Source organism: Symbioplanes lichenis, from assembly GCF_030709675.1.
In the GTDB taxonomy this organism is placed as follows: domain Bacteria; phylum Actinomycetota; class Actinomycetes; order Mycobacteriales; family Micromonosporaceae; genus Actinoplanes; species Actinoplanes lichenis.
In genome coordinates this window covers 235,428-252,613 of sequence record NZ_JAUZQD010000006.1, presented here as the reverse complement: position 1 = coordinate 252,613, position 17,186 = coordinate 235,428, and the positions used below count along the sequence as shown (strand labels likewise).

15 protein-coding genes are annotated in these 17,186 nt (G+C 71.9%); 6 read left to right on the top strand and 9 right to left on the bottom strand.

The genetic code is table 11. The annotated features are described in order from the left end of the window. Positions 1 to 14: 14 nt before the first annotated feature. From RAN62_RS16490 to RAN62_RS16460, 7 genes are all read right to left on the bottom strand, one after another. Complete coding sequence (locus tag RAN62_RS16490) at positions 15 to 662, bottom strand: M50 family metallopeptidase (RefSeq protein WP_305785535.1); 648 nt, start codon at positions 660 to 662, stop codon at positions 15 to 17. 94 nt (positions 663 to 756) lie between these two features. Next, complete coding sequence (locus RAN62_RS16485) at positions 757 to 1,386, bottom strand: MDR/zinc-dependent alcohol dehydrogenase-like family protein (RefSeq protein WP_305785534.1); 630 nt, start codon at positions 1,384 to 1,386, stop codon at positions 757 to 759. A 36-nt stretch (positions 1,387 to 1,422) separates the two neighbouring features. Then, entirely contained in the window at positions 1,423 to 2,592 is a 1,170-nt protein-coding gene (locus RAN62_RS16480) for a winged helix DNA-binding domain-containing protein (RefSeq protein ID WP_305785533.1), read from the bottom strand. Positions 2,593 to 2,630: 38 nt separating this feature from the next. Further along, entirely contained in the window at positions 2,631 to 4,172 is a 1,542-nt protein-coding gene (locus RAN62_RS16475; RefSeq protein ID WP_305785532.1) for a tripartite tricarboxylate transporter permease, read from the bottom strand. Beyond that, positions 4,169 to 4,624, bottom strand: coding sequence for a tripartite tricarboxylate transporter TctB family protein (locus RAN62_RS16470; RefSeq protein ID WP_305785531.1), 456 nt, complete (start codon positions 4,622 to 4,624; stop codon positions 4,169 to 4,171). Before RAN62_RS16470 ends, RAN62_RS16475 begins: the two co-directional genes overlap by 4 nt. Beyond that, the gene (locus RAN62_RS16465) at positions 4,625 to 5,638 is read right to left on the bottom strand and encodes a tripartite tricarboxylate transporter substrate binding protein (RefSeq protein WP_305785530.1); all 1,014 of its coding nucleotides are present in this window, start codon (positions 5,636 to 5,638) and stop codon (positions 4,625 to 4,627) included. A gap of 60 nt (positions 5,639 to 5,698) precedes the next feature. After that, on the bottom strand, positions 5,699 to 6,532 hold the full coding sequence (locus tag RAN62_RS16460) for a helix-turn-helix domain-containing protein (RefSeq protein WP_305785529.1): 834 nt from the start codon (positions 6,530 to 6,532) through the stop codon (positions 5,699 to 5,701). Positions 6,533 to 6,606: 74 nt separating this feature from the next. On the opposite strand from RAN62_RS16460, the gene RAN62_RS16455 reads away from it, so the two are divergent. From RAN62_RS16455 to RAN62_RS16440, 4 genes are all read left to right on the top strand, one after another. Further along, positions 6,607 to 7,590: an SDR family oxidoreductase gene (locus RAN62_RS16455; protein WP_305785528.1), complete on the top strand. Its 984-nt coding sequence runs from the start codon at positions 6,607 to 6,609 to the stop codon at positions 7,588 to 7,590. A gap of 172 nt (positions 7,591 to 7,762) precedes the next feature. Continuing rightward, complete coding sequence (locus RAN62_RS16450; RefSeq protein WP_305785756.1) at positions 7,763 to 9,343, top strand: ABC transporter transmembrane domain-containing protein; 1,581 nt, start codon at positions 7,763 to 7,765, stop codon at positions 9,341 to 9,343. Further along, positions 9,340 to 11,049 carry an ABC transporter ATP-binding protein gene (locus tag RAN62_RS16445; protein WP_305785527.1) on the top strand — a complete coding sequence of 570 codons (1,710 nt, stop codon included), beginning with the start codon at positions 9,340 to 9,342 and terminating at the stop codon, positions 11,047 to 11,049. The genes RAN62_RS16450 and RAN62_RS16445 overlap by 4 nt, the downstream gene beginning before the upstream one ends. Positions 11,050 to 11,587: 538 nt before the next feature. Continuing rightward, on the top strand, positions 11,588 to 12,328 hold the full coding sequence (locus tag RAN62_RS16440; RefSeq protein ID WP_305785526.1) for an aminoglycoside phosphotransferase family protein: 741 nt from the start codon (positions 11,588 to 11,590) through the stop codon (positions 12,326 to 12,328). Here RAN62_RS16440 and RAN62_RS16435 read toward each other — a convergent pair. Together RAN62_RS16435 and RAN62_RS16430 are read right to left on the bottom strand one after the other, a co-directional pair. After that, positions 12,318 to 12,992, bottom strand: coding sequence for a response regulator (locus RAN62_RS16435; RefSeq protein WP_305785525.1), 675 nt, complete (start codon positions 12,990 to 12,992; stop codon positions 12,318 to 12,320). The genes RAN62_RS16440 and RAN62_RS16435 overlap by 11 nt on opposite strands. Continuing rightward, positions 12,989 to 14,545, bottom strand: coding sequence for a sensor histidine kinase (locus RAN62_RS16430; RefSeq protein WP_305785524.1), 1,557 nt, complete (start codon positions 14,543 to 14,545; stop codon positions 12,989 to 12,991). The genes RAN62_RS16435 and RAN62_RS16430 overlap by 4 nt, the downstream gene beginning before the upstream one ends. 28 nt (positions 14,546 to 14,573) lie before the next feature. Here RAN62_RS16430 and RAN62_RS16425 point away from each other — a divergent pair, with 28 nt between their 5' ends. Continuing rightward, a complete protein-coding gene (locus tag RAN62_RS16425) occupies positions 14,574 to 15,491 on the top strand; it encodes a Bug family tripartite tricarboxylate transporter substrate binding protein (protein ID WP_305785523.1) in 918 nt (305 codons plus the stop codon). 56 nt (positions 15,492 to 15,547) lie between these two features. Continuing rightward, the gene (locus tag RAN62_RS16420; RefSeq protein ID WP_305785522.1) at positions 15,548 to 17,065 is read left to right on the top strand and encodes an Ltp family lipoprotein; all 1,518 of its coding nucleotides are present in this window, start codon (positions 15,548 to 15,550) and stop codon (positions 17,063 to 17,065) included. Positions 17,066 to 17,186 lie beyond the last annotated feature (121 nt).

The following is a 17,186-nucleotide window of genomic DNA, read 5'->3' as shown; positions in this document are numbered from 1 at the left end:
TTGGACGCGGGTCCCTACGCCGGCATCCGCAGCAGCAGGGACCCGCCCCATACCAGCGCCCCGATCGTGCCGATGAGCAGCACGAAGCTCCACACGGCGGACGGGACGAGGGTGAGCTCGCTGAGCCGGGTGGTGTCGTTCTCCTTGACCGTCCAGTCGCCGCGCGTCGCGTGCAGGATCATCCGCTGCACGGAGCCGATCAGAAGAAGCCAGACCCACACGTAGGCGGCGAGAGTCAGGTGCTCCGGGCTCGCCTTGGTCGTGATCTGGAAGAGCGCGGTCAGCAGGACCGGGATGATGATCCAGCCGAGCAGTCCGCGCAGCGTGGGCAGCATCAGCACCAGGAACGCCATGCTCGCCCAGAGCACCATCACCGGCTCGGTGTGCAGGAGCAGCCAGGCCGCGAACAGGCCGAAGAGCGACGGTCCGGCGTACCCGGCGACCGAGATCAGAATGGTGAACGGCCAGCGCGAGACGGTCATGGTCTCACCGCCCCCATCGGTGTTGAACGTGATTCTCTTGACCGCCTGCAGCACCGCCACCGCGGCCATGGCGTGACCGCCCTCGTGCGCGACGACGACCACGAACTTGGTGATCGGCCACAGCGGCACGGCGAGGATCCACGCGAGCATCGCCGCGTGCCACATCGCCGTGTCCGTCATGGAGGCAGGCTAGGCCGGGTGCCCGCCTGATCGGATCGGCCGAGGGGACCCGCCGTTCCGGGTCGGAAGCACCGGCGCGGACCGGTCGGGGAGGTCAGTTCCCACGCGGGCCCGGGCCGTCGCCGGGCAGGAGAACGAGCTTGCCGTGCGGGTTGCCGGTCAAGCTGAGCTCGACAGCGCTACGCCAGTCGTCCAGCGGGTACGTCTTGGCGATCGGCAGGTGGAACTCACCCTGGGCGGCGAGGGCGGCGTAGCGCGGCAGGAGCTCGGTCGCCGGGGTGACGTCGGGCCTCAGCTCGTCGATGGTGACGCGGGCGCCGAGCTTTTCCAGGTCGGCGGCGAATGTGGGGCCGGCGGTGGCGATCACCTGGATGCCGCGGCGCAGGGCGACCTGCACACAGGCGTAGCCGGCCATGCCGCCGGCGCCGTGGATCAGCAGCGTGGAGCCGGGGCGGGGGTCGAGGATCTCCAGCGTCCACGCGGCCGTCTGCACCACCATCGGCAGCGTGGCCGCTTGCACCGGGTCGAGCCCAGCGCGGGCGAGCCCTCTCCGCTGGCGCTGGTCGTGGGTGCGTACGCGGCGGCCATCCCGCTGTTCGTCGCCGGCCGTCCCGTCGCCGAGCGGCGCGCCGGACTCATCGCCACCACGCCCGCGCTCCGCGAACGGGCTCAGACCAAATCGGCGATGCTGACCGAGGCGCTGATCCAGGCTCTCGTGACCCATGACCTCACGGAACCCGTCGCCCGGCTCGCCGCCGGGTCAGTGGGCCCGCATAGCCGGGGATCCGTAGAGGGACGGCACCCGGAAACCGGCCAGCCAGGCGGTCAGGCGGGCCGCTTCGTCGTCGAGGGCGCGGCGGGCTCGCGCGGAGACCCGCTCGAGCAGCCGCACCTCGACCACCCCGGCGGCGTCCTGCACCCAGCACCCGACGACCCGCCCGTTCACCCAGGCGGTGGTCCCGGCGTTGCCGCTGCGGTCGAAGAGGGGCTCGCGGTGGGGCCCGAGGTACCAGTCGCGCTCCTTCCAGCCCATGACGGTCGGGTCCAGGATCGGCAGCAGCGCCGCCCAGTCGCCCGGGTCGCCCGGGTCGCCCGGCTCGTTCGCGTCGTCCGGCAGCAGCCAGCCCGTCCGGCCGCCGTCCAGCGTCACGGCGACCGCGTCCAGCTCGGTCAGCGCCGTGCGTACCGTCGTCTTCGTCGACCCCAGCCACCACACCAGGTCGTCCTCGGTCCCCGGGCCGAAGGTGTGCAACCATCGCCGCACGATCTCGCGGTAGCCGTCATCCGCCTTCGCCGGCTCCGGATCCGCCCCCAGCCAGTGCCGGGTCAGCGTCCAGCGCGGGCGCGACGTGTGCCATCCGCCCGTGTTGGTGCCGCGCATCACCTCGCCCGAAGCCCCCAGCTGCGTGAGGATCCGGGACGCGGTCCAGCTCACCCCGGGCGTCACCGCGACCTTCACATCGATCATCGGTACGGCCTGCCGCACCTCCGCCGCGGTGAGCCCCTCCGGCGTTCCGGCCAGCACGTCGAGCATCTGTTTCCGCGCCCGGTCGAGCCATGCCTCGCCGTCCGCGTCGATCCCCGCCTTGACGACGTCCTTGACGATGGCGGCCCGCTCGGTGCGCGCCACCCGCGCGGCCGGCCCGCCCCACGCCGCCGCCAGCAGGTCCCGCGGAAACACGAACAGCGTCCGCCGCATGGCCAGCTGCTTGACCACCGTCCGATCCTCGTGCAGCGCCCGCGACACGTCCGCCGCCGTCAGACCCTCGCCCCGGGCCCAGCTCGACAGATGGACGGTCGCCGGCTCGGTGGCGTGCAACACGGTCATGGCCCGCACAACCTGCTCCGCCGTGCCCACCTGATGCCCCGGCGCCAGCGCATGCCGCACCGCGAGCCGGGCCCGCCGCTCCTCGTCCGTCACATGCCGCATGCCGATGATGCTGGCACAAGGGTCCGACAAAATCGGGCTCAGTCGTCCTCGGCGAAGACGAGCTTCTTCGGCTCCTCGTCGGAGGTGCGGCCGCGGAGGCGGGCGATGATGCGGGGCAGGTAGGGCACCACGAAGGCGAGCACCGCCAATGTCAGCAGGGCGGCGGTCAGGGGCCGGTCGACGAAGGTGGTCAGGTCGCCGTTGGCGACGAGGAGGGCGCGGCGGAACTGAACTTCCATCATCGGGCCGAGGATGAGGCCGAGGATGACCGGGGCGATGGGGAAGTCGAAATGGCGCATGCCGAAGCCGATGACGCCGATGCCGTACGCGAGGAAGACCTGGTTCACGCTGCCCGTTGCCGCATAGACGCCCAGGGTCGCGAAGACGAGGATGCCCGCGTACAGAATCGGCCGGGGGATCTGCAGCACCTTCACCCAGACACGGATGAGAGGGAGGTTCAGGACCAGCAGCAGGACGTTTCCCACATAGAGCGACGCGATCAGCGCCCACACCAGGTCGGGCGACGTGTCGAACAATTGCGGGCCCGGCTGGAGGTTGAAGATCTGGAAGGCCGCCAGCATGACCGCGGCCGTCGCCGAGGTCGGGATGCCGAGCGTCAGCAACGGGACGAGGACGCCGGAGAAGGCCGCGTTGTTCGCCGCTTCCGGGCCGGCGACGCCTTCGATCGCGCCCTTGCCGAATTCGGCGCGGTGGGCGGCGCGGTGCTTCTCATAGGTGTACGAGAGGAAGGTCGGCACATCGGCGCCCCCGGACGGCAGGGCGCCGAAAGGAAATCCGACGGCCGTGCCCCGCAGCCACGGGCCCCAGGAGCGCCGCCAGTCGTCGCGGCTGAGCCACGGCGACTTCCCGGGCGTGACCGGTTCCAGCTGGTCGGGGAGCGGACGGCCGGCCACGTAAAGGGTCTCGCCGATGGCGAAGAGGCCCACGATCACCACGACGACGTCGACGCCTTCGAGCAGTTCCATGGTGCCGAAGGTGAAACGCGCCTGACCGGTGAGCGCGTCGATGCCGACAAGGCCCAGGAACAGACCGAAAACCAGAGACATCAGCCCGCGTACGATCGACCGCCCCACCAATGCCGTCACGGCGACCATGGCCAGCAACGCCAGCGCGAAGTAGTCCGCCGCCCGGAAAGTCGTCGCCAGCCGGGCCACCGGTTGCGCCAGCACGCTCAGCAGCAGAGTGGAGATCGTGCCCGCCACGAAGGAGCCGATGGCCGCCGTGGCGAGCGCCGCTTTCGCCCGGCCCCGGCGCGCCATCTGATAGCCCTCGATCGCCGTGGCCACGGAGGCCGATTCGCCCGGGGTGTTGAGCAGAATGGACGTGGTCGAGCCGCCGTACATGGCGCCGTAGTAGATGCCGGCGAACATGATGAACGTCCCGATCGGATCGTCCAGGCTGAATGTCACGGGAAGCAGCAGGGCGATGGTCAGCGCCGGGCCGATGCCGGGCAGCACGCCGACGAAGGTGCCGAGGGTGACGCCGATGGCCGCGTACAGCAGGTATTGCGGGCTGAGAACCGTGCCGAAGCCGGACAGCAGATCGCCGAAGACGTTCACAGCGGCAGCACCCCCGCGGGCAGGAAGATGTCGAGCAGGTGCGTGAACGCGAAGTAGATCGCCACCGGCAACAGCAGGGCGACAATGGCGTCACGCAGCAGATTGCGGCTGCCGAGAACGCGGGCGACCACGAGCACGAAGGCGGCGGCGGAGACGACGAATCCGGCGTACTCCAGGGCAATGGCGAAGCCGGCCAGGCTCGCCGCCACCCCGGCCGGGCCCCACCAGTGCGGCCTTTCCGCCGGTTCCTCGTCGGTGGTGCGGAATTGCGACATCAGGTACGCCGCCGCGATCCCGACCCACGCCAACGATATGACCACCGGGGCGAGGCGCGGGCTCTGCAGCCCGAGATCGCCGTCGGCCGCCGCGAGCGCCGACCACACCAGGCCCACCCCGGCGAGTACGAGCACCGCGCCGAGCACGACACCGCCGGTGCGCAGGCGGGTCTCCATTCAGCCGAGCCCGATCTCGGTCAGCACCGTGGTGATGCGCTGGTTCTCGCTCTCGAAGAACGCCTTCGCCTCGTCGCCACTCTTGTAGAAGTCCTCCCAGCCCTGTTGCTGGAGAGCCGTCTGCCATTGCGGGGACGAGTGCAATGTGTCGACGAAGGAGACGACCGACGCCTGGGCGGCCCCGTCGAGACCGGGCGGGGCGACGACACCGCGCCAATTCATGAGCTCGACGTCGTACCCCTGCTCCTTGATGGTTTCAGCCGGCGCTCCACCACCCACATCGACGCCCGTCGCGCCGGAAACCGCGAGCGCGCGCACCTTGCCCGACGCGACCAGATCCTTGAACTCGCTCTGGCCCGAGACCGCCGCCGTCAGATCGCCGGACAGCAGGGCCGCCTTGGCCTCGCCGCCGCCGGAATAGGCGACGTATTTCATGGCCGCCGGATCCGCACCGGCCGCCTTGCCGAGCAGTCCGACGAGGATCTGATCGGTGCCGCCGGCCGAACCGCCACCCCAGCTGATCGACGCGGGATTGGCCTTGGCGTCGGCCAGCAATTGCTTGAGGTCCCGATATTTCGAGTTCGCGGGAACGACCACGACCTCCTGCTCGGCGGTCAGCGTGGCGATCGGCGTCACCTGGTCGAGCTTGACGGGCGACTTGTTGGCGACCACGCCGCCCACCATCACCAGGCCCATGACCATCAGGTGGTGCGCGTCACCGGCGTTCTTGGACACGAGCTGCGCCAGCCCGATCGTCCCGGCGGCCCCGGTGACGTTGTAGACCTCGACCGCCTTGCCCCCGGCCAGCTTGCCGTCGGTCAGGGCCTTCTGCATCGTACGGGCGGTCAGGTCCCATCCTCCGCCCGGCGCGGCCGGCACCATGAGCTGCAGCGTCTTGGCCGGATAGGCGGCGTCGCCCGATCCCGTACGCCCGCCCGCGGTGTCCTTCTCACATCCGGCGGCCCCGGCGGCGAGCACCGCCACCAGCCCCGCGGCGACGACATGTTTCCTCACGACCGCACCTCCGCGTTACGTCCATGTTGCAGAGATGCTGCACGCGGTGGCGGGCGGCGGTCACCGTTCCGGTCGTGAAGGTTCTTTTGGTCTTTCTGGTACGGGCGTCAGGAGCGCCAGCTTGTCGGCGTCCGCCGTGCCGGGGTCGGCGTGGTAGACGGCGACGGTCAGGTGCTGCGCCTCGGCGACGATCAGCTTCTCGCGGTTGAGCCGGAGGTCGCCGACGAGCGGATGCCGGAAGCGCATGACCGCGCCCTGCCGCCCGCCGATGTCGTGCCGCTCCCAGATCCGGCGGAAACGGGGGCTCTCCCGGGACAGCCGGTCGACGAGCTCGGCGCAGCGCGGGTGATCGGTCCGGGTGCCCACCGACTGACGGAAGGCGGCGACGATCCCCTCCGTGGCGAGCTCCCAGTCGGTGAACAGGTCGCGCTCGCCCGGGTCGAGGAACACGTCGAGCAGCCGGTTGCCGCCCTCGGCCAGCCGCGGCGACACGGCCGTCGCGAGCGGGTTGGCCAGCAGGACGTCGAGGAAACGGCCCTCGACGAAGGCGGGCATGGGCAGGGCCGCGACCATTTTCCGTACGCCGGAGGGCACGGTCTCGGCGCTGTCGTCCCGGCGCTTCCGCTCGCCCGCGAGCTGGAGCAGGTGGGTGACGCTCACCTCGTCGAGCCGCAGCACGCGCGCGACCGCCTCGAGCACCTGCGCCGACGGATTGCGGTAGCGGCCCTGCTCGAGGCGGAGGTAGTACTCGTTGCTGATGCCGGCGAGCATGGCGACCTCCTCGCGGCGCAGCCCGGGCACCCGGCGCACGCCGGCGACGGTGATGCCGGCCTGCTCCGGAGTCACCTGCTCGCGGCGGGCCCGGAGGAAGTCGCCCAGCGGGTTCGTGGTCACACTTCACGGTAGCCGGACTACCAGGATCGAGGAGGTACTGGCTGGCTTTCGCGCCGGCGCCGACAGTGAGACGCATGCACATCCTGGTCACCGGGGGATCCGGCTTCATCGCGGGGCACTGCGTTCTGCAGCTGCTCGACGCGGGGCACGACGTTCGTACGACTGTCCGGTCTTTGTCGCGGGAGGCGTCCGTACGGGCGGTGCTGGGTGATGATCCGCACCTCAGTTTCGTCGCGGCGGACCTGACCCGCGACGAGGGGTGGGCCGAGGCGATGGCGGGCATCGACGTCGTGCTGCACGTGGCGTCGCCGGTGCGGCCGGGACACGTCGAGAACGAGGACGACGTGATCGTGCCGGCCCGCGAGGGAGCCCTGCGGGTGGTGCGCGCCGCCCGGGACGCCGGTGTCCGCCGGGTGGTGCTCACCTCGGCGTTCCATGCCGTGGGCTGGGGTCATCCGCGGTCGGACCACGTGTTCACCGAGGCGGACTGGACCGTGCTGGACGGGCCGGGCGTCGACGCGTACGCGAAGAGCAAGACGCTGGCCGAGCGGGCCGCCTGGGAGTTCGTCGCCGGGACCCCGCTGGAGCTGGTCACGCTCCTGCCCGTCGCCGTGCTCGGGCCCGTGTTCGGCAGCGAGGTCTCCGGCGCCAACCACGTCGTGCAGCGCATGCTGACCGGGGGGATGCCCGCGTTCCCGCACCTGTTCATGCCCATCGTCGACGTCCGCGACGTGGCCCGGGCCCACGTGCTCGCCATGACCGTTCCGGCCGCGGCGGGGGAGCGGTTCCTGCTCTCGAACGGGCCGGCCGTCGAGCTCAAGGACATCGGCGCCACGATGCGCTCCCGGCTGGGTGCGGCGGCGGCCAAGGTGCCCACGCGTACGGTGCCGAACGTGATCGTCCGGGCGGCGGCGCTGGTGAATCCGGAGTTCCGGGCCTTCGCGCCGGAGCTGGGCTTCGCGAAGCGGACCTCGAACGAGAAGGCGCGCCGGGTGCTGGGGTGGTCCCCGCGCGACCCGGAGGAGGCGATCGTGGCGGCGGCGCGGTCTCTCGTGTGACCTGCGCCACTCTCTTCGCGTCGCTGCTGGTCCGGAGCTTTGGGGCGCCAAATATTGTTTTGTCCTCACGTAGGGGAAGGTTGGCAGAGTGGTCTCCGTGGACACACGGGGACCGGCCCGCTTCCTCTGGGAGCTCGGGCGACAGCTGCGGCGCAGAGTGCTGCTCGGCGCCATGTTCGGCACGCTCTGGTATGTCAGCCTGGCCTTCACGCCGTGGCTGATCTCCCGGGCGATCGACCGTGGTCTCGCGCCGCGCGACCCGGGGGCCCTCGCCGGCTGGACCGCCGTGGTGCTGGTCGTCGGCGTGTCCAGCGCCGGGCTGGGCATCATGCGCCACCGCTCGATGACCAAGCTGCGGCTGGCCGCCGCCCTGCGCACGGCCGAGGCGGTGATGACCCACGCCACGCGGCTCGGGGCCGCCCTGCCCCGGCGGGTCACGTCCGGCGAGGTGGTGACGATCGGCATCGCCGACGTGTGGACCATCGGCCGGGCGATGAACGTCGGCGGCGTCGGGGTGGCGAGCGTGCTGGCCTATCTGACGGTGGCGATCCTGCTTTTCCGGACGTCGCCGTTGCTGGCCGTCGTGGTGCTGGCGGGCGTGCCGGTGCTGGGGCTGGTCCTGGCGCCGCTGCTCGGGCGGGTGCAGGCGGCCGCGGCGCGCTACCGCAAGCGGCAGGGCGAGCTGGCGGCGCAGCTGGTCGACGTGCTCGGCGGGCTGCGGATCCTCAACGGGCTGGGCGGCAAGGAGGGGCACCTGACCGCGTTCCGGCGCAGCTCCGCCGAGCTGCGCGAGCTTGGCTACCGGGTCGGGCGCTCGAGCAGCTGGGTCGGCGCGCTCGGCGACGGGCTGCCGGGCATCTTCCTCGGCGTCGTGGTGTGGCTGGCCGCGCGGCAGGCGGCGGCGGGCGAGCTGACGGCGGGGGAGCTGGTCGCGGTCTACGGCTACACGGCCATGCTCACCATCCCGGTCAACGTGCTGATCTTCTGCGGCTTCGACATCACGCGGGGGCTGGTGGCGGCCCGGCACGTGATCGCCTTCCTGGCCCTGCCGCCCGAGCCGGCCGGCGGGGAGCCGGGCCCGGCCGGTCCTGCCCCGCTGCACGACCCGGCCTCGGGCGTCGTCGCCGAGCCCGGGCGCCTGACCGCGCTCGCCGGGGCCCGTCCGGCCGACGCCGCCGCGGTGCTCGAGCGGCTGGGGCGCTACGGGCCCACCGACGCGACCTGGGGCGGCGTGCGCCTCGACAGCATTTCCCGCGACGAGGTCCGCGCCCGGATCCTGGTCGCCGAGCACGACGCCGACCTGTTCGCCGGGTCGCTGCTCGACGTGGTGACCGGCGCCGCGCCGCGCGGGGGCTTCGACCCGGCGATCGCCGCCGCGGCCGCCCGCGACGTCGGCGCCCCCGATCATCCGGTCGAGTGGGGCGGGCGCAACCTCTCCGGCGGCCAGCGGCAGCGCGTCCGCCTGGCCCGGGCGTTCCACCAGGAAGCGGAGACGCTGCTGCTGCCCGAGCCCACGTCCGCCCTCGACGCCCACACCGAGGCGGCCATCGCCGGGCGGCTTCCCGCGGCGCGGGCCGGGCGGGCCACCGTCGTCGCCACCACGTCGCCGGCGCTGCTCGACCGGGCCGACGTCGTGCACTACCTGGTCGACGGGCGGGTGGCCGCCAGCGGGACGCACCGCGAGCTGCTCGGCGCGGCCCCCGGCTACCGGCGCCTGGTCGCGCGGGTGTTCGGCGAGGAGGAGGACCGATGAGCACCGTGCTCCCGATCGCCGACACCCGCCTGGTGGCGCGGGCCGCCCTCCGGCTGATCGCCGCCGACCGCCGGGCCGTCACGGTCATGCTGGGTCTCAACGTGCTGGCCGCCGTCGCCGCGCTCGGCGGCCCTTGGCTCCTCGGCCGGATCATCGACGCCGTCGCCGCGGGCGAGGGCACGGCCGGCGTCGACCGCCTCGCCGTCGCCGTGCTCGCCTGCGCGGTCGTGCGCACGGTGGTGTCGCGCTACGCGCTGCGGGTGGGCTATCGCTTCGGCGAGCGCACCGCCGCCCGGATCCGCGAGGGCTTCCTGCGCCGCTCGCTCAGCCTCCCCGCGTCGGTCATCGAGCGCGTGCCCACCGGTGACCTCACCGCCCGCGGCACCACCGATGTCGACGCGGTCGCCACCACGCTGCGCGACGTGCTGCCCGAGCTGCTCGTCGGCTTCGTCCAGCTGGTGCTCATCGCCGTCGCCGTGCTGCTGCTCAGCCTGCCGCTCGGCGCGGTGGGGCTGGTCGGCTTCACCGGCATCTGGTTCATGACCCGGTGGTATCTGCGCCGGGCCCGCGCCGCCTATCTCACCGAGGGCGAGGCCAACTCCGTGATGGCCGAGGAGCTGGCCGCCACGACCGCGGGCGCCCGCACGATCGAGGCCTTCGCCCTGCGCGAGCAGCGCCTCGCCGCCGGGCACGCGGCGCTGGCGGAGACCCGGCGCACCCGGATGGCCACGCTGGGTCTGCGCACGATCTTCTTCCCGATGGTGGAGATGTCCTATGTGCTGCCCGTCGTGTTCATCATGGCCGTCGGCGGCGCGCTCTACTTCCACGGCGCGGTCACGCTCGGCACGGTGGCCGCGGCGATCCTCTATCTGCGTCAGATCGTCGGCCCGCTCGACACCATCATGATCTGGATCGAGCAGTTGCAGAGCAGCAGCGCCTCCTTCGCCCGGGTCGAGGGCCTGGCCGCCGTGCCCGCCGAGCCCCCGCGGGCGGTCGGTGCGCCGGTCGGTGACCGCATCGAGGTGCGGGGCGTGTCCTACGCGTACGGGTCGGGGCCGGACGTGCTGCGCGACGTCGATCTGACCGTGCGCCCGGGCGAGCGCCTCGCCGTCGTGGGCCTGTCCGGCGCGGGCAAGTCCACGCTCGCCCGGCTCATCGCGGGCGTCGACCGCCCCGGCGCGGGCACGGTCACCGTGGGCGGCGTGCCGGTCGCCGACCTGCCCCCGGACGAGCTGCGCCGCCAGGTCGTGCTGGTCACCCAGGACCACCACGTCTTCCGCTCGACCCTGCGCGACAACCTGATGGTTGCCGCGCCCGACGACGTGCTGCGCCGCGCCCTCAAGACCGTCGGCGCCGACTGGGCCGACGACCTCGACGCCGACCTGGGCGCGCACCCGCCCGGCGGCGGGCAGGCCCAGCAGCTCGCGCTGGCCCGCGTCCTCCTCGCCGACCCGCACACGGTGATCCTCGACGAGGCGACCGCCCTGCTCGACCCGCGCGCGGCCCGCAGCGCCGAGCGGGCGCTGGCCGCGGTCCTCCACGACCGCACGGTGATCGCCATCGCCCACCGCCTCCAGACCTCCCACGACGCCGACCGCGTCGCCGTGATGGACGCCGGCCGCATCATCGAACTGGGCAGCCACGACGACCTCCTCCGCGCCGGCGGCCCGTACGCCGCCCTCTGGCACTCCTGGCACGGCGAGTGAGAGCGCGGTGTAAGAGGTGCTCGCCGCGGAGCAGATCTTTCCCGATGCCGCCTTCGCGCGATAGCCGGACCAGTTGGAGGAGTACGCCGTCGCGCGGACTCCCGGCCGGACGCATGCGGGCTGAGGGGTGCGTGGCTTGGCTATGTTGCGGGCCGCCTGGTCCAGACGGTCCGGTCGGCGCTGGCGGTGGGCCGGGGCGGAAGACCGAAGGCGGCGAGCCGGGACGCCGGTGCGGTGGCCGGGTCGAAGCCGGCGGCGGGGACGACCTGGTCCTCGAACCAGCCACCGGCGTGCTCGAACCGGTAATGGCGATCGCCCTGGGCGTCGACGACGACAGCGTGGGCCTTGACGGCATCGTTCGCGGTGTCCGTCAGGCTCCGGACATGGGGTGACGCACGTGGCGGGGGCCGGGGTCAGGCGGGTCAGCTGTGCCGCAGGGTGACTGGAGACGGGCGCCGGGGCGGTAATCATCGACAGGCGCTGCCCACCGGCAGGTAATGGAGTGCGGCGGGCCGGGGGTGAGGGCTAGCGTCCGGGCATGGGGGATGACGAGGTGCTGCAGGATGCCGAGCATCGGCGGGTGGTCCGGGTTGGAGGGACTGTGCGACGGCCGGTGCAGCCCTGGTCACCTCGTGTGCACGAGGTGTTGAGGCACCTGGAGGAGGTCGGTTTTCCGTACGCGCCGCGGTTTCTCGGCATCGACGACGACGGGCGGGAGGTGCTCACCTATCTGGCGGGTGATTCGGGGGCGGCGGCATGGGCCCGGGTGGTCACCGACGAAGGGCTGACCGGAATGGCGCGGCTGCTGCGGGAGTACCACGAGGCGGTGCGCGGCTTCCGGCCGGTTGCCACGATGCAAGGCGACGAGGTGATGTGTCACGGGGACTTCGGGCCGTGGAATCTGGTGTGGCACGGCAACCGGCCCGTCGGGATCCTCGACTGGGACTATGCGCGGCCCGCGCGGCCGGTCTTCGACGTTGCATATGCCCTCGAGTACGTCGTTCCCTTCCGCGACGACGAGACCTGCCTACGTTGGCATGCGTACGTTGCACCGCCGGACCGGCGACGGCGGCTGGAGACGTTCGCGGCGGCCTACGGCATCGGCAGCGACGGGCTCGTGGACGAGGTTTTCGCGCAACAACAGGAGACACTCGACCTGGCGCAACGGCTCGCCGACGAGGGGCGGCAGCCGCAGCTCGCGTGGCGCGAGGACGGCACCCTCGACGCGACCGCGGCGCGCATCCGGTGGGCGCGCGAGCACCGGCACCTCATGGAGTGATCCAGCGGTAGCGGCGTTGCGGGCGCCCCACGGTTCCGTACCGGAGATGGACTTCGGCCTTTCCCGACGCGACGAACCACTCCAGATAGCGCCGGGTGCTCACCCGCGACAGGCCCGCCCGCGCGGCCCACTCCTCGGCGGACAGGTCCTCGCCGCGGGCGCGCATCACCCCGGCGATCAGGCGCGAGGTGTCGGGGGTGAGACCCTTCGGCATCGGTACGCCCCCCGCGCGCGCCGTCACGAAAAGCTCGTCCACCTCGGGCTGCTCGACGTCCGCGATCCCGGCGAGCCGGTCGTGCACCGCCGCGTACCTTTCCAAGCGGTCCCGCAGCACGTCGAAGCCGAACGGTTTCAGCAGGTAGTGCACCACGCCCCCGCGCAACGCCGAGCGTACGGTCGGGACGTCGCGGGCGGCCGTGACGGCGAGCACGTCGGGCCCGCCGTCGGCCGTGGCGCGCAGGCGGCGCAGGACCTCGAGCCCGGTGATGTCGGGCAGATAGATGTCGAGGAGCACCAGGTCCGGGCGCAGCGAGGCGGTCTGGGCGAGGGCGTCCGTGCCGGTGTGGGCGACGCCGGCCGTGGCGAACCCCGGCACCTTGTCGACGAAGCCGCGGTGCACCCGGGCCACCATGAAGTCGTCGTCCACGACCAGGACACGGATCACGAACGCTCCTCAGCGAGATCAGCGAGATCAGCGAGACCGGCGAGACGCGCGGTGAACGTCGACCCGTGCACCGACACGTCACCGCCTCGACGCGTGCAGATCAGCCGGATCAGGGCGAGGCCGAGCCCGTGATGCCCGTCCGCGGTCGCCTTGGTGCTCCAGCCCTGCTGGAAGACCTGATCGGCCAGCGCCGGCGCCACCCCGGGGCCCGAGTCGGTCACCGTGACCGTGGCGCCGTGGACGCGTACCGTGATCGACCCGCCCGGACCCACCGCGTCGAGCGCGTTGTCGACCAGATTGCCCACGACGGTGACCAGATCGGCGGAGAGCCGGTCCCCGACCGGCGGCAGCTCGGTCTCCGCGTCCAGGGTGAGCGTCACCCCCTGCTCGGCGGCCAGGGCGGCCTTGGCGATCAGCAGCGCGGCCAGCGCGGGGTCGCGCACGGCCGTCGTGACGGTACGGTCGAGGCGCTCGTGCAGCTCGCTGGTGCGCGTGATGTAGCGCACCACCTCCTCGTGCTCGCCCAGCTCGACCAGCCCCGAGATCGTGTGCAGCCGGTTGGCGAACTCGTGCGCCTGCGCCCGCAGCGTGTCCGTCGTGTGGCGGCTGACGTCCAGCTCCCGGCGCAGGGCCGTCAGCTCCGTACGGTCACGCAACGTGGTCACCGAGCCCGCCACGCGGCCCTGCAGCACGACTGGGCGGCGATTCAGCACGAGCACCCGGTCGTTGCTTAGCACCACCTGATCGGCGCCCGGCGACCGGCCGGTGAGCACGTCGAGCAGCGCCGCGGAGAACCCGAAGCCGGACAGCGGGAGGCCGACCGCGTCGGGACGCAACCCCAGCAGCCGTACGGCCTCGTCGTTGACCAATGTCACCCGATGCGCGGGATCCGTGCCGATCACGCCCTCGCGGATGCCGTGCAGCATCGCCTCCCGGTGCTCGACCAGCCCGGTGATCTCGCGCGGTTCGAGTCCCAGGGTCTGGCGCTTGACCCGGCGCGCGACCAGCAGCGACCCGCCCACGCCGAGGACGGTCCCGAGCACCAGATAGGTGAGCAGGTTCGTCAGGGCGCTGCCCAGCTGGTCGGCGAGCGTCGGATAGGTGCGGCCGACCACGATCAGCCCGAGGAAGCGCCCGTCGGGCTCGCGCAGCACCGGCACGTGCGCGACCAGGGCGTTCCCGGCAATCCCGACCCACGAGCGGCCGGTGAGGGCGGGACTGCCGGCGAGCTCGGCGGGACGCCCGGCGTCGGGTCCGGTGACGACGGTGCCGGCGGCGTCGGTGATCGTCACGTACGAGGCCCCGGACACGGCCCGCGCGCTCTCCGCCACGGTCTCCAGGGCGTCGCGGCCGAGCGGGTCGCCGAGCCCGAGGCGTACCGTCCGGTTGATCGCGGTGTTCTCACCCACCGACCGCAGCCGCTCGCCCTCGACCCGCCGGAACGACGCGTCCGCCTCGGCGATCGACACCGCGGCCACCGCCCCGGCCACCAGCAGCACGATGGCCAGCTGGAGGGCGAGCAGCTGACCGGCCAGCGAGAGCCGCTGTCTCATGCCCCGATCCTGCCCGCACACTGTCGGGATGAGAAGGCGCGTGCTGCTGGGCGGTGCCCTGGGTGCGCTGGCCGGTTGCCAGGGCGCCCCGGACGGCGTACGGATCATGGTCCCCAACCCGCCGGGCAGCGGCTACGACATCACGGCCCGGGTGCTGGCGCGCGAGCTGGGCGTCGAGGTCTTCAACCTCCCCGGCGGCGGGGGAGTGGTCGGCCTGCGCCGATTGGCGTACGAGCGGGGCAACCCACGCCTGCTCATGCTCATGGGCCTCGGGCTGATCGGCGCCCAGCGCACGGCCGACGTCACGCTGCTCGGCACCGCCCCGGTCGCCCGCCTCGTTCAGGAGCCGGCCGTCGTCGTCGTGCCGCGCGACTCCCCGTACGGCTCCCTCGACGCCCTGGTCGACGCCTGGCGCGCCGACCCCGCTGCCGTGCCGGTCGGCGGCGGCTCCTCCATCGGCGGCCCGGATCACCTGGTCACCATGCTCGTCGCCGAGGCGGCCGGCATCACACCGTCCCGCGTCGCCTACCGTCGCCACGACGGCGGCGGCGACCTGCTGGCCGCGCTGCTGGGCCGCGAGCTGGCCTTCGCCCTGTCCGGCCCGAGCGAGTACGCCGGCCAGATCGCCTCCGGCCAGCTCCGCGCCCTGGCCGTGACCAGCGCCGACCCCGTCCCGCTCCTGGGCGTCCCGACCGTACGCGCCGCGGGCTTGAACGTGACCTTCACCAACTGGCGCGGCCTCGTCGCCCCGCCCGGCCTGACCACCGCGGACCTGGCGGACGTCCGCACCACCATCGCCGAGCTGGCCCGCTCCCCGGCCTGGGCCGACGCGTGCGCCCGCTTCGGCTGGAGCCCGGCCTACCTCGACGGCACCGCCTTCGGCCCCTTCATCGCCGACGAAACCGCCCGCGTCACCACCCTCCTGACCCGCCTCGGCCTCGCATAGGCGGACAATGGTGGAACGACAGCGCCGTCCCGCCTCCAGGAGCTTGATCAACGCCCATGAACCACGTCGACGTGCTGGTAGTGACGGCCATTCCCGAGGAGCTCAAAGCGGCCCGGGATGTTGCGTCAGATCGGGTGGCCCGCTGGGAGCCACGAGAGGTGGACAAGTCCTCGCCCTACATCTGGGGCGAGTACCGCGTCGATGGAGGACGCGGGTTCACCGTGGCCCTGGCTCGACCGCTGCGCATGGGCGGACGGGCGGCGGGACCGTTCGTCACCACATTGGTCGACCGGCTGCAGCCCTCGTCCGTGGTCATGTGTGGCGTGTGCGGGGGCAACCCCGCCGAAACGGCGCTGGGAGACGTCGTGGTCGGTTCGCCTGTTTACGAATGGGACGAAGGTCAACGATCAAGTGACGGATTCGCGGGCAATCACCAGCAGTTCCCGCTGGACTCTGACTGGCAGCGTGCGGCTCAGGAGTTCAGCCCCGCCGATTTGGACAGCTACGGCGAGATCGGCGAGGAAGAGGCCCTGCTGTGGTTTCTCGAACTGCTTCATCACGGACAGGAACCGCGTAACCACCCGGCTCGTGAGCAGTACTTTCCCGCCGGTACATGGAAACCTCGGTTGGCGCGACTCGTCGACGTGGGCTGGATCCGTCGCGAACGCGGAGCGTCTGTCTTGACCGCCGAGGGAATCGCTCATCTGGCAGAGGCGGTGTACGACGATGTGGACGGCCCACAGCGGCTGCCGTACCGAGTGCTGGAATCTCCGATGGCCAGTGGCAGCGCCGTCAGCACCGATGCGGATGAGTGGGACCGATTGAAGGCTATGGGCGCCTTGTGGATCACCGCCATCGACATGGAAGCCGCCACCATCGCCACCGTCGCCCACGCAAAGAAGCTGCCCTGGATGGTCGTCAAAGGCGTGTCGGACTACGCCGATGCTTTGAAAGGGCACCGCTACAAGCGATTCGCCGCACGTGCCGCGGCGCAGGTGATGTTCGCGCTGTTGGAGCGGGTCGCGCCTCGGAACGACGCGGAGAAGCTGCACACCAGCAGCCGGGGTGGTGAGCACATCCCTCGGCGCCCCAAGCCCACGACCACCACGCCCATCGACCCCGTTGCCGCTGAGCCGACGTCAATGGAGCAGCAGAACGCCGTCCGTATGGCCGAGAGCTATCTCGGCCATACGGCGTTCTCGCGCGAGGGGCTGATCAAGCAGTTGGTCTCGGCCGAGGGCTTCTCGAAGGAGGCGGCGACCGCTGCGGTGGACTCGTTGGGCGCCGACTACGACGAGCAGGCGGCCGAGTCAGCGAAGAGTTACCTCAGCCACACGGCGTTCTCGCGGAAGGGGCTGATCAAGCAGTTGGTCTCGGCCGAGGGCTTCTCGAAGGAGGCGGCGACAAACGCGGTAAATATCCTCGACGTCGACTACGACGAGCAGGCGGCCAAGTCGGCGGCGACGTATCTCAGCCATTCGGCGTTCTCGCGCAGGGGACTGATCGAACAACTTGAGTATGAGGGCTTCACAGAATCGCAAGCCGTTCACGGAGCCGGTGCGGCCGGACTTTGAACGGGCCCGGCCGCTCGTGACAGTCAGGGCTTGGGAGTGACGCCACCGTGGTGATTCATGCCGGACATCGGGCGCAGCACTGCCATGGACCCGGCCGGCGGGGTCGTCGCGAACGAGCCGA

Coding starts and splice junctions, on each gene's coding strand:
- RAN62_RS16450 (WP_305785756.1), top strand. CDS start 7,763: ATGTTCGGCACGCTCTGGTATGTCAGCCTGGCCTTCACGCCGTGGCTG.
- RAN62_RS16425 (WP_305785523.1), top strand. CDS start 14,574: ATGAGAAGGCGCGTGCTGCTGGGCGGTGCCCTGGGTGCGCTGGCCGGT.
- RAN62_RS16480 (WP_305785533.1), bottom strand. CDS start 2,592: ATGCGGCATGTGACGGACGAGGAGCGGCGGGCCCGGCTCGCGGTGCGG.
- RAN62_RS16420 (WP_305785522.1), top strand. CDS start 15,548: ATGAACCACGTCGACGTGCTGGTAGTGACGGCCATTCCCGAGGAGCTC.
- RAN62_RS16485 (WP_305785534.1), bottom strand. CDS start 1,386: ATGGGTCACGAGAGCCTGGATCAGCGCCTCGGTCAGCATCGCCGATTT.
- RAN62_RS16430 (WP_305785524.1), bottom strand. CDS start 14,545: ATGAGACAGCGGCTCTCGCTGGCCGGTCAGCTGCTCGCCCTCCAGCTG.
- RAN62_RS16445 (WP_305785527.1), top strand. CDS start 9,340: ATGAGCACCGTGCTCCCGATCGCCGACACCCGCCTGGTGGCGCGGGCC.
- RAN62_RS16470 (WP_305785531.1), bottom strand. CDS start 4,624: ATGGAGACCCGCCTGCGCACCGGCGGTGTCGTGCTCGGCGCGGTGCTC.
- RAN62_RS16490 (WP_305785535.1), bottom strand. CDS start 662: ATGACGGACACGGCGATGTGGCACGCGGCGATGCTCGCGTGGATCCTC.
- RAN62_RS16455 (WP_305785528.1), top strand. CDS start 6,607: ATGCACATCCTGGTCACCGGGGGATCCGGCTTCATCGCGGGGCACTGC.
- RAN62_RS16440 (WP_305785526.1), top strand. CDS start 11,588: ATGGGGGATGACGAGGTGCTGCAGGATGCCGAGCATCGGCGGGTGGTC.